The following is an 11,578-nucleotide window of genomic DNA, read 5'->3' as shown; positions in this document are numbered from 1 at the left end:
CCTCCTCAAAGCATCCGACTGCGAGTTCGCGTTGCTTGGGTGAAAGTGCGGAACGTGCACGCATAGAAAAACTCCCCGAAAATTGGTATCTGATTTCTCAGTCCAACTTCCGGGGAGCAGTTCAAAATGCTCCCGCCCTTTCTCGTTGTGATGTCTTACTGACCGCGACGTGCGCGCACGGCAGCCAGAGCCTCGTCGAGAAGCTGAACAGCCTCTTCGTCGGTACGACGCTCCTTCACGTATGCGAGGTGCGTCTTGTAGGGCTCGGGCTTTGCCAGCGCCGGCGGGTTGTTCTTGTCGCGACCGGCGGGCAGACCCGACTGCGGCGAGTCAATCTGCTCCGGAATTTCTTCTTCCGGCAGGTTGGCCGCGAAATAGCGAACCGTCTCGTTGCCGAGCGCGTCCCAGTACGAAACCGCCAGGCGGTCAGCGTGGTAGCCGTGATCCTGCTCGCCCATGGGGCCAGCGCCAACGCGGGTACCCCGAATAGCGTTACCTCCGGTAGCCATTAGCCTGCCAATCCGTTGAACTTGGTGATCAGGCCCAGGCCAACAATCGTCACGAACCAGACGAGAGCAAGAACCACGGTGAAGCGGTTCAGGTTGCGCTCGGCGAGTCCGCTCGAACCGTAGGAGGCGCTCATTCCGCCACCGAACATGTCACTGAGACCGCCACCACGACCCTTGTGGAGAAGGATCAGCAGGGTCAGCAGCAAGCTGGTGAGGCCCAGCACAATCTGCAGGATGAGCTCAAGAATAGCCACGGGAAAACCTTTCAAGTGCGAACGGATCGCGCACGAAACTCCAGTATATGGGAGAAGACGAATCTGCCAGAGCGAAACGCTAGACGCCGACGTGGCTCGGGAAGCGCGCGATTGCCGCAAACTCGTCGACCACAAGGCTTGCGCCGCCAACCAAAGCACCATCAACATCGGGCTCGCGCATGAACGCAGCGATGTTGTTGGCCTTGACGGATCCGCCGTACAGAATGCGGGTGCGGGCAGCCGCATCGTCACCCAGAGTCGCGGCAATGACGCCGCGGAGGGCCTTGCAAACATCCTGCGCCTGCGTCGGAGTTGCCGCCTGGCCGGAGCCAATGGCCCACACCGGCTCGTACGCAACGACGATGTCAGACTTCTTGTCGAGACCGTCGAGGGCAACGCGCAGCTGAGCGACCGGAACAGCGCTCGCGCCGTGCTTCTCCAGGTCTTCTGCGGTTTCACCGACGCAAATCACCGGAACAACGCCGTGCTTGATGGCGGCCTTCGTCTTCGCGGCCACGATCTCATCGGTCTCGTTGTGGTAGTCGCGACGTTCGGAGTGACCGATGATGACGTAGCCGCACTTGAGCTTGGAGAGGAACAGGCCGGAAATTTCACCGGTGTACGCACCCGAGTCGTGTGCCGAAATGTCTTGCGCGCCCAGCGAGAACGGAATCTTGTCAGCGTCGATGAGCGTCTGCACCGAGCGAATGTCGGTGAACGGCGGGAATACCGCCAGCTCAACCGCGCTGGACTCAAACTTCGCGTCTTTCAGCGTCCAGTGCAGCTTCTGCACGAATGCGACGGCCTGGAGGTGATCCAGGTTCATCTTCCAGTTACCCGCTATGAGGGGGATACGCGTTACGACCATCCGAGGACCTCCAGTCCGGGAAGCTTCTTACCTTCGAGGAATTCGAGGCTGGCTCCACCGCCGGTGGAGATGTGACCGAACTGGTCATCGTTGAATCCGAGCTGGCGTACGGCTGCGGCAGAGTCGCCACCGCCGACCACACTCAAGCCGTCAACGGCGGTGAGAGCCTGCGCCACGGCCTTCGTGCCGCCAGCAAACGCGGCGAACTCGAACACGCCCATCGGGCCGTTCCAGAACACGGTCTTGCTGGAGCGCACGGCGTCAGCGAAAGCCTTCGACGTTTCTGGACCAATGTCGAGGCCGATGCCACTGGTTCCGAAGCTCGTCTCCTCAATGGCATTCGCAGGAACGACTTCGTGTGCAGCGTCAGCGGCGAACTTCTCCGCGACGACGACATCCGTCGGCAGCACGATCTCTACGCCGCGCTCACGCGCGTCAGCGAGATAGCCGCGAACGGTGTCGAGCTGGTCTTCTTCCAAGAGGCTTGAGCCCACGTTGTGGCCCTCCGCCTTCAGGAACGTGAAGAGCATGCCGCCGCCGATCAGAATGCGGTTAACGCGCGGCAACAGGTGCTCAATAACACCGAGCTTGTCGGAGACCTTCGAGCCGCCAAGCACGACTGTGTAAGGGCGCTCCGGGTTCTCGGTGAGGCGATCAAGCACATCAAGTTCGGTTGCAATCAGCAGGCCCGCGGCAGACGGAACCAGCTGCGCCAGTTCGTAGACAGAGGCCTGCTTGCGGTGGACAACGCCGAATCCGTCAGAGACGAGGACGTCGCCCAGGGCAGCCAGCTGCTGGGCGAACGCTGCACGCTCGCCCGCATCTTTGCTGGTCTCGCCCGGGTTGAAGCGCAGGTTCTCGATGACGGCGATGCCGCCGTCATCGAGACCAGCTGCTGCTTCTTGCGCCGACTCCCCTACCGTGTCGCGCGCAAACGCGACCGGCTTGCCGAGGAGTTCGGCAAGACGCTGCGCAACCGGAGCGAGGCTGTAGCGCTCGTCCGGTGCACCCTCGGGACGCCCGAGGTGAGAACACACGATTACACGAGCACCCTGGTTAATGAGGGTGTTCAGCGTAGGAAGTGAGGCGCGGATGCGGCCGTCGTCCGTAATAATGCCGTCTTTCAACGGCACGTTCAGGTCGCAGCGCACGATAACGCGCTTACCCGCCAGGTTTCCGAGCGAGTCGAGGGTTCGCAGAGTCATATTTAGAGGCGCTCTCCAACGTATTCGGTGAGGTCTACGAGGCGGTTGGAGTAACCCCACTCGTTGTCGTACCAGCTGGACAGCTTGACCTGGTTGCCGATAACGCGCAGCAGACCTGCGTCGAAGATCGAGGAGTGCGGGTCAGTGACGATGTCGCTGGAGACGATTTCATCTTCGGTGTACTTCAGGATGCCGGCGAGGGGGCCCTCAGCCGCGGCAGCCTTGTAGACAGCCTTAACCTCGTCCAGCGTGACCGGACGCGAAGCCGTCACCGTGAGGTCAGTGATCGAGCCGGTGGGAACCGGAACGCGCAGTGCGAAGCCGTCAAGCTTGCCCTTGAGCTCCGGAAGAACCAGGCCAATAGCCTTGGCAGCGCCCGTCGACGTCGGAACAATGTTGACCGCGGCGGCGCGTGCACGACGAAGGTCGCTGTGCGGGCCATCCTGCAGGTTCTGGTCAGCCGTGTAGGCGTGAACCGTGGTCATCAGACCGTTCTCGATACCGAAGTTATCGTTGAACACCTTCGCGAGTGGCGCGAGGCAGTTCGTGGTGCACGAGGCGTTCGAGATGATGTGGTGCGCAGCGGGGTCGTACAGGTGCTCGTTAACACCCATGACGAACGTTGCGTCTTCACCCGTTGCGGGTGCCGAAATGAGGACCTTCTTGGCGCCGCCAGCGATGTGCTTGCCAGCGTCTTCGGCCTTCGTGAAACGACCCGTCGACTCGATAACGATGTCAACACCGAGCTCGCCCCAGGGCAGGTTTGCGGGGTCGCGCTCCTCGAACACCCGAATAACCCTGTCGCCCACCGTGATCGACTCGTCGTCGTACGTTACGTCCTGGTCGAGGCGACCAAGGATCGAGTCGTACTTCAACAAGTGCGCGAGGGTCTTGTTGTCGGTGAGGTCGTTGACGGCAACAACCTCGAGGTCGGCGCCCTGCGCCAGAGCCGCGCGCAGGTAGTTGCGCCCGATACGGCCGAAGCCGTTAATGCCAATCTTTACAGCCACTTATGCTCCCTAGTGGTCTGTCACGCGCGCCGATGAACGCGTGACGAATAGTTTCGCGGACATCGGCGTCCCCGGTGGTGATCCCAACCGGGGACGCCACCGTTCACGACTGTACCAGCAGGCCCTTGCTCTGCGTGCGTGCTGTTTCAAAACGTGTCTGCACGTTGTCCCAGTTCGCAATGTTCCAGAACGCCTTGACATAGTCGGCACGGACGTTCTTGTAGTCGAGGTAGTATGCGTGCTCCCAGACGTCAAGGAGCAGCAGCGGCACGGAACCCGCGGCAAACTGTGACTGCTGGTCGAAGAACTGCTGAATGATCAGGTTCTCACCGATCGAGTCCCAGAACAGGCCAGCCCAACCCGAACCCTGCACGCCGAGTGCTGCGGCGGTGAAGTGTGCCTGGAATGCGTCGAACGAACCAAAGTGATCCGTGATTGCGGCTTCAAGCTCGCCGGTGGGCTTGTCGCCACCGTTCGGCGACATATTTGTCCAGAAGATCGAGTGGTTGGTGTGACCACCAAGGTTGAACGCGAGGTCCTTCTCGAGCTTGTTGATGTTTGCGAAGTTGCCTGCCGCACGTGCTTCAGCCAGCTGCTCGAGGGCCGTGTTGGCACCGGTCACGTAGGCCTGGTGGTGCTTTCCGTGGTGCAGTTCCATGATGGCACCGCTGATTGCAGGCTCGAGAGCCGAGTAGTCGTAGGTGAGCTCTGGCAGCGTGTATGTCGCCATTATTTCGCTTCTTTCTGGTCCGCACCCATCGGGCGCCTTGGTGACCCCCGGAGCCGCCGAAGCGGGAGGGTCAATCATTTTCATCCTACCGACGCCAACGCCGCCCGGCTCGGGAAGATTCCCGTGCCGGGCGGCGGGTAAAGTATTGGCGGTGTTTAGTCTTCGCCGGTTGGAACCGCAGCTTCGGTTCCGGGGATTCCCTCAACCTCGGCGCGCTTGTCTGCCATCGCCAGGAGGCGACGGATGCGACCTGCGACGGCGTCCTTGGTCAGCGGCGGGTCAGCGCGGTGGCCCAGCTCATCGAGGCTCGCGTCACGGTGCGCAAGGCGTAGCTCACCAGCCTGACGGAGGTGATCAGGTACCTCATCGGCCAGGATCTCCAGCGCGCGCTCGATGCGAGCACACGCGGCAACGGCAGCCTGTGCCGAGCGACGAAGGTTGGCGTCATCGAAGTTGACGAGGCGGTTCACGCCGGCACGTACTTCGCGGCGCTGACGCATTTCATCCCACGCAGCGGCGGTGCGCACAGCACCCATCGCGGCGAGAATCGCACGAATCGACTCGCCCTCGCGGACAACGACGCGCGGCACGCCACGGACCTCACGGGCCTTCGTCGCGATGCCCATGCGGTGTGCGGCGCCGACAAGGGCCATCGCCGCTTCACCCGACGGTGCACTGACCTCCACTGCGGCAGAACGACCGGGCTCGGTCAGTGTTCCGGCGGCGAGGAATGCACCGCGCCAGATGGCGGCCAGGTCATCACGCGTGCCCGTAGTGAGACGGTTGGGCAGGCCACGAACAGGGCGACGGCGCTGGTCGAGCAGACCGGTCTGGCGGGCGAGCGTTTCGCCACCTTCGATCACGCGAACAGCCCAGTGGTTGCCCGAGCGCGAGCCTGAGGCCTGAACCGGAACAATCTCCGGACGGGCAGCGTAAATTTCAACAAGATCGCGAGCCACACGGCGCGCGAGGACTTCGGCATCGACCTCAGCTTCGACCGCAACGCGGCCGGCAATCGAGTGCAGTCCGCCAGCGAAACGCAGGATGCTCGTCAGCTCTGCAACGCGAACCGAAGGGCGCGGGTCGCGAATCGAGACGAGTTCGCCTTTGACATCGGCGGTCAGTGCCACTGGGGTACCTCTATTTCAAATAAAAAGTCGGGAGCGCGCAAAAAGGCGGAACTTCTATCTTACTCTCGACCGAGGTCTCGATGCTTCACTCGAACGGCAATGCCTGGCACTTCTGCCAAGCGTTTTGCCAATTCGATAGACGTTGCGACTGAGCGGTGCTTGCCGCCCGTGCAACCGACAGCGATAACCGAGTGGCGCTTGTTCTCTCGCTGATACCCGTCAATCGCCGCCCGAACGGCTGCGGCGTAACTCTCAATGAACTCGCTCGCTCCTGGCTGGGAAAGCACGTAGTCCGAGACTGCGGCATCTTTTCCGGTGAACGGGCGCAGCTCTTCGTTCCAAAACGGGTTGGGAAGAAAACGCATGTCAGCCACGAAATCCGCATCAGTCGGGAGACCGTATTTGAAGCCAAAGCTCATCACCGTGACGTCGTGTTTTGACGAATCCTCGTCGCGGAACGTGTCAGAAACGGCATTCGCCAACTGGTGAATGTTGAAGTTGGTGGTGTCGATCAAGACGTCGGCGCTCTCCCGCACCATACGCAGGCGCTCGCGCTCGGCGTGAATACCGTCGACGAGCGTGCCCTCCCCTTGCAGGGGGTGCGGTCGGCGCACGGCTTCAAAACGGCGCACCAAAACCTCATCAGAAGCGTCGAGGAACACCAATCGGGTGTCACCACGTCGGCGCAGTTCTTGCAGCACGTCGGGCAATTCCGCGAAGAGGGTGCCGCCACGCACGTCGATCACGACCGCAACGCGAGGGAATGAGGTTCCGCTCGCACTGGAAAAGTCGAGCAGCGGACGCAACATTTGCGGCGGGAGGTTGTCGACGACGTACCATCCCAGGTCTTCCAGCGCGTTCGCTACCGTCGAGCGCCCTGCCCCCGACATTCCCGTGACGATGAGGACCTGGCCCTCGTCTGACGTGCTCACGCTGTGCTCCTCTCGCTACATCAAGACTACCGAGGTTTCAGGTGCTCGCTAATTGTTTCTGCGAGACCCTGGCCAATACCCGGCACCTGGGTGATTTCTGCCGCGGTCGCGTTCTTCAGCGCCGTGACAGAGCCAAAGTGCCGCAAGAGCGTTTTGATGCGGGTCTCCCCCAGACCCGGAACCTCGGCAAGCACCGTGGTGATGCCACTTTTGCGACGCTTGCGCTGATGCGTGATGGCGAATCGGTGCGCCTCGTCGCGCAAGCGTTGCACCAAATACAGGGCCTCACTGGTGCGCGGCAAAATGACGGGATAGTCGTCACCGGGCAACCAGATCTCTTCGAGGCGCTTCGCAATGCCGCATAGCGCAATATCGGTGCGGCCAGCGTCGGCCAGGGCGCGCGCTGCTGCGGCAACCTGTGGCTGGCCACCGTCGACAACGAGCAATTGCGGCGGGTAGGCAAATCGCTTGCGATTGCCGGCTTCATCGACCGCTTCGGCGTCGTCGTCCAGGCGGGCGAGGCGGCGCGATAGCACTTGATACATCGAGTCGGTGTCGTCGGTGGTTTCGGCAATGTTGAACGACCGGTATTGGTCTTTGCGCGGCAAGCCGTCTTCAAACACGACCATCGACGCGACGACGTTCGTGCCGGAGAGGTGCGAAATGTCGTAACACTCGATGCGCAGTGGCGCCGTTTCCAGCCCGAGAGCTTCCTGCAGGTCGGTGAGTGCGCGCGAACGAGACACGTAGTCGGCAGAGCGACGCGTCTTGTGCAGCATGAGCGCTTGCGACGCATTGAGGGTTGCCGTTTTCATGATGTCGGCCATTTGGCCACGCTGCGCAACCTTAAGCTGCACTGATTTGCCCCGCCGTGCACGCAACCACTGCTCGAGTTCTGCAGCATCATCAGGAAGCGACGGAACCAATACTCGCTTGGGAATGGACTCCGGGTTCGCGTCGCCGTAGACGCGCTGCAAGAGCTGATCGACCAGCTCCGCACCACTGATGTCGATTTCTTTCTCGACCGTCGTGGAGCGCACACCGCGCACACGCCCACCGCGAATGATGAAGTGTTGCACGGCAGCTGCCAGTTCATCTTCGGCAATGCCGAACAGGTCGGCATCTTCGTCTGCTGGCAAGACGAGTGCGCTCTTGCTCAGGACGGCTTCGATGGAGGCGAGTTGGTCACGATACTTTGCGGCCGCTTCGTAATCCATGTCGGCCGCGGCCTGTTGCATTTGAGCGGTGAGCTTCTTCGTGAAGCGGGAGTCGCCACCCGACATGAACGCGACGAAGTCATTCACCATCTCGCGGTGTTCTTCGATCGTCACTTTCATCGAGCACGGTCCGCCGCAGCGGCCGATCTGACCGGGAAAGCATGGGCGCCCCGACTGCATGGCGCGTTTGTAGGCTGCGTCCGAGCACGTGCGAATCGGAAACACCTTGATCATTTGATCGATGGTGTCGTGCACCGCCCAGACCTTCGGGTACGGCCCGAAATACTTGGCTCCCCGAATTTTGGGGTTGCGCGTCACGATTACGCGCGGGGCCTCATCTGCCAGCGTGATCGCCATGTACGGGTACGACTTGTCGTCTTTGTACCGCACGTTGAAGGGCGGATCGAACTCCTTGATCCACATGTACTCCAGCTGGAGCGAATCAACGTCGCTATCGACGACCGTCCATTCCACACTTGCCGCCGTCGTGACCATCCGACGCGTGCGTTCGTGCAGGGTGTGCAACGGTGCGAAATAGTTCGACAACCGCTGACGCAGGCTCTTCGCCTTGCCAACGTAGAGCACGCGCCCCGCGGCATCGAGAAAGCGATACACGCCGGGGTTGGTCGGAATCTCCCCCGGCTTCGGCTTGTAGGGCAGATCGCTGGCCATTAGCTAGCTTTCTTAGCCCGCGCCGCCGAGGTCTTCTTCTTCGCAGTCGCCTTCTTCACTGGTTCCACTGCCTTCTTCTTCACCAGCTTCGGGCGTGCCACCTGTGCCGGATCAACGCCAGCCTTCGCAAAGATCTCTGCGAGGAAGTGACCGGTGTGACTACCCTCCGCCAGCGCAATGTCTTCGGGGGTTCCGGTCGCCATGACCATGCCACCCCCGGACCCGCCCTCGGGGCCCAGGTCGATAACCCAGTCGGCCGACTTGATGACGTCAAGGTTGTGCTCGATGACAACAACCGTGTTGCCCTTGTCGACGAGCTCATTGAGCACTTCGAGGAGCTTACGGACGTCTTCGAAGTGCAGACCCGTGGTCGGCTCGTCGAGCACATAAATGCTGCGGCCGTTGCTGCGGCGCTGCAGTTCGGTCGCGAGCTTGACACGCTGCGCTTCACCGCCAGACAGCGTCGTGGCCGACTGCCCGAGGCGTACGTAGCCGAGGCCCACGTCAACGAGGGTCTTCAGGTAGCGGTGAATCGCCTGGATAGGCTCGAAAAATTCGGCCGCTTCTGCGATCGGCATCTCGAGCACTTCGGCGATGTTCTTGCCCTTGTAGTGCACGGCGAGTGTGTCGCGGTTGTATCGCTTGCCCTGGCACACTTCACACGCTACGTACACGTCTGGCAGGAAGTTCATCTCGATCTTGATGGTTCCGTCACCCGAGCAGGCCTCACAGCGGCCGCCCTTGACGTTAAACGAGAAGCGACCCGGCTGGTAGCCGCGCACCTTGGCCTCGGTGGTCTCCGAGAACAGGGTGCGAATGCGGTCAAACACACCGGTGTAGGTCGCTGGGTTGGAGCGCGGCGTGCGCCCAATCGGCGCCTGGTCGACGTGCACGACCTTGTCTAGGTTGTCGAGGCCTGTGACGCGCAAGTGCTTACCGGGGAGCGTGCGGGCACCGTTCAGGCGGCCGGCAAGAACGCGGTACAGGATGTCGTTGACAAGGGACGACTTACCAGAACCGCTGACGCCGGTGACGGCGGTGAAGACGCCGAGCGGGAAGTCAGCCGTCACATCGCGCAGGTTGTTTGCTTTTGCTCCGACAACCGAAATCTGACGGTCAGGGTCGATCGCGCGACGCTTCTCCGGCAACGCGATGGAGCGACGGCCAGAAAGGTAGTCACCCGTCATCGAGGCCGTGTCGGCGAGGAGCTCAGGGTACGGGCCAGAGTGCACGACGGTGCCGCCGTGAACGCCAGCGCCCGGGCCGATGTCAACGATCCAGTCGGCCGCTTCAATGGTCTCTTCATCGTGCTCGACGACGATGAGCGTGTTGCCCAGGTCGCGCAACGTGACGAGCGTCTGAATGAGGCGACGGTTGTCACGCTGGTGCAGGCCAATGCTCGGCTCATCGAGCACATAGAGCACACCCGTCAGGCCAGAACCAATCTGGGTCGCCAGACGAATGCGCTGCGCCTCACCACCCGACAGCGAGCCAGCGGAGCGCGACAGGTTGAGGTACGTCAGACCCACCTGAATCAAGAACTGCAGACGCAGCCGAATCTCGCGCAACACCTGTGCCGCGATCTTCGCCTCACGGTTGTTCAGCTCGAGCTTGTCGAAGAACTCGTGAGCCTCAGCAAGGCTTAGCCGCGTGGTCGTGGCAATCGAGTGGCCGTGGATCAGCACCGACAGCACTTCAGGCTTCAAGCGGTCGCCGTCGCACGCAGCACACGGAACCTCGCGAAGGTACTCAGCCCAGCGCTGACGCTGTGTGTCGGTTTCGGCCTGCTGGTACTGGCGCTCAATGTAGGGAACCACGCCTTCGAAGCCCGACGCGTACCGCATTTCACGGCCGTAGCGGTTCTTCCACTTCACCGTGACCTTGTAGTTCTCACCGTGCAGAACGGCCTCTTGCACCTCCGTGCTCAGCTGGTTCCACGGGGTGTCCAGCGAGAAATCGAGGTCTCGTGCGAGACCCTCAAGCAGGCGTTCGTAGTACTGGAAGAGACCCTTGCCCTGGGTCGTCCACGGAATCACGACGCCATCGCGAATTGAAAGCTCAACGTCTCCGAGCAGCAGCTCGCTGTCGACCGACATGCGGGTGCCCAAACCCGAGCACGTCGGGCACGCACCGAACGGCGCGTTAAACGAGAACGTGCGTGGTTCAATCTCAGTCAACTGCACGGGGTGCCCGTTGGGGCACGCGAGCTTTTCGGAGAACGACTGCCATGCGTCGTCGCCCTCTTCATCCACGAAGTTGACCTGCACGATGCCGTTCGTCAGGCCGAGCGCCGTCTCGACCGAGTCGGTGATGCGGCTCAGAATGCCGGGGCCCGCCACGAGACGATCGATGACGACGGCAATGTCGTGCTTGTAGCTCTTCTTGAGCGTCGGCGGTTCAGCCAACTGAATCATTTCGCCGTCGACCATCGCGCGGCTGAAGCCCTTGGCACCGAGCTCGCGGAAGAGCTCAACGAACTCACCCTTCTTCTGGGAGACGACGGGAGCCACCACCTGGTAGCGCGTGCGTTCAGGTAGATCCATCAGCTGGTCGGCGATCTGCTGCACGGTCTGGCGTTGGATGACTTCGCCACACTCCGGGCAGTGCGGCACACCAATGCGTGCCCACAGAAGACGCATGTAGTCGTAAATCTCCGTGATTGTGCCGACCGTTGAGCGCGGGTTGCGGTTCGTTGACTTCTGGTCGATCGAGACCGCTGGGCTCAACCCCTCGATGAAATCGACATCTGGTCGGTCTACCTGCCCCAAAAACTGACGTGCGTAGGCGCTGAGCGACTCCACATAGCGACGTTGGCCTTCAGCGAAGATCGTGTCGAACGCGAGGCTGGATTTACCGGAACCAGAAAGGCCGGTAAAGACGACCATGGCGTCACGAGGAATGTCGAGATCAACGTTTTGCAGGTTGTGGACGCGAGCGCCACGAACGGTCAGTTTGGATAAGTTCGGAACAGAGACAATGGGCACCCGACAAGTCTAGGCGTGGCCTCCGACACTGAGGTCGCACGGGCTCCCTCTCGGCAAAAACACAGTG

General features: G+C 61.5%; 10 protein-coding genes. All 10 read right to left on the bottom strand.

From position 1 onward, the window contains the following. Positions 1 to 155: 155 nt before the first annotated feature. Positions 156 to 509 carry an RNA polymerase-binding protein RbpA gene (locus ACQUSY_RS08220; protein ID WP_428904004.1) on the bottom strand — a complete coding sequence of 118 codons (354 nt, stop codon included), beginning with the start codon at positions 507 to 509 and terminating at the stop codon, positions 156 to 158. Then, on the bottom strand, positions 509 to 763 hold the full coding sequence (gene secG, locus ACQUSY_RS08215; RefSeq protein ID WP_428904003.1) for a preprotein translocase subunit SecG: 255 nt from the start codon (positions 761 to 763) through the stop codon (positions 509 to 511). The genes ACQUSY_RS08220 and secG overlap by 1 nt, the downstream gene beginning before the upstream one ends. 79 nt (positions 764 to 842) lie before the next feature. Continuing rightward, positions 843 to 1,631, bottom strand: coding sequence for a triose-phosphate isomerase (gene tpiA, locus ACQUSY_RS08210; protein WP_428904002.1), 789 nt, complete (start codon positions 1,629 to 1,631; stop codon positions 843 to 845). Next, positions 1,622 to 2,836 (bottom strand): phosphoglycerate kinase, encoded by a 1,215-nt coding sequence (locus ACQUSY_RS08205; RefSeq protein ID WP_428904001.1) that lies wholly within the window; start codon positions 2,834 to 2,836, stop codon positions 1,622 to 1,624. The genes tpiA and ACQUSY_RS08205 overlap by 10 nt, the downstream gene beginning before the upstream one ends. A gap of 2 nt (positions 2,837 to 2,838) precedes the next feature. Then, complete coding sequence (gene gap, locus ACQUSY_RS08200) at positions 2,839 to 3,846, bottom strand: type I glyceraldehyde-3-phosphate dehydrogenase (protein WP_428904000.1); 1,008 nt, start codon at positions 3,844 to 3,846, stop codon at positions 2,839 to 2,841. Positions 3,847 to 3,949: 103 nt separating this feature from the next. Next, positions 3,950 to 4,576: a superoxide dismutase gene (locus ACQUSY_RS08195; RefSeq protein ID WP_428903999.1), complete on the bottom strand. Its 627-nt coding sequence runs from the start codon at positions 4,574 to 4,576 to the stop codon at positions 3,950 to 3,952. 155 nt (positions 4,577 to 4,731) lie between these two features. After that, a complete protein-coding gene (whiA, locus tag ACQUSY_RS08190) occupies positions 4,732 to 5,706 on the bottom strand; it encodes a DNA-binding protein WhiA (protein WP_428903998.1) in 975 nt (324 codons plus the stop codon). Between the two features lie 59 nt (positions 5,707 to 5,765). Then, a complete protein-coding gene (gene rapZ / locus ACQUSY_RS08185; protein WP_428903997.1) occupies positions 5,766 to 6,638 on the bottom strand; it encodes an RNase adapter RapZ in 873 nt (290 codons plus the stop codon). Between the two features lie 26 nt (positions 6,639 to 6,664). After that, on the bottom strand, positions 6,665 to 8,527 hold the full coding sequence (gene uvrC, locus ACQUSY_RS08180; RefSeq protein WP_428903996.1) for an excinuclease ABC subunit UvrC: 1,863 nt from the start codon (positions 8,525 to 8,527) through the stop codon (positions 6,665 to 6,667). Beyond that, positions 8,527 to 11,511: an excinuclease ABC subunit UvrA gene (gene uvrA / locus ACQUSY_RS08175; protein WP_428903995.1), complete on the bottom strand. Its 2,985-nt coding sequence runs from the start codon at positions 11,509 to 11,511 to the stop codon at positions 8,527 to 8,529. The genes uvrC and uvrA overlap by 1 nt, the downstream gene beginning before the upstream one ends. Between the last annotated feature and the right edge of the window lie 67 nt (positions 11,512 to 11,578).

Origin of the sequence: Microbacterium daqui, assembly GCF_050408675.1 — a bacterium.
GTDB lineage: Bacteria > Actinomycetota > Actinomycetes > Actinomycetales > Microbacteriaceae > Microbacterium.
Note: the sequence above shows the minus strand (reverse complement) of the source record. Positions and strands in the feature narration are given on the sequence as shown.

Bases quoted from the DNA above. Each gene is read 5' to 3' on its own strand.
- ACQUSY_RS08205 (WP_428904001.1), bottom strand. From the start codon at position 2,836: ATGACTCTGCGAACCCTCGACTCGCTCGGAAACCTGGCGGGTAAGCGC.
- ACQUSY_RS08195 (WP_428903999.1), bottom strand. From the start codon at position 4,576: ATGGCGACATACACGCTGCCAGAGCTCACCTACGACTACTCGGCTCTC.
- tpiA (WP_428904002.1), bottom strand. From the start codon at position 1,631: ATGGTCGTAACGCGTATCCCCCTCATAGCGGGTAACTGGAAGATGAAC.
- uvrC (WP_428903996.1), bottom strand. From the start codon at position 8,527: ATGGCCAGCGATCTGCCCTACAAGCCGAAGCCGGGGGAGATTCCGACC.
- ACQUSY_RS08220 (WP_428904004.1), bottom strand. From the start codon at position 509: ATGGCTACCGGAGGTAACGCTATTCGGGGTACCCGCGTTGGCGCTGGC.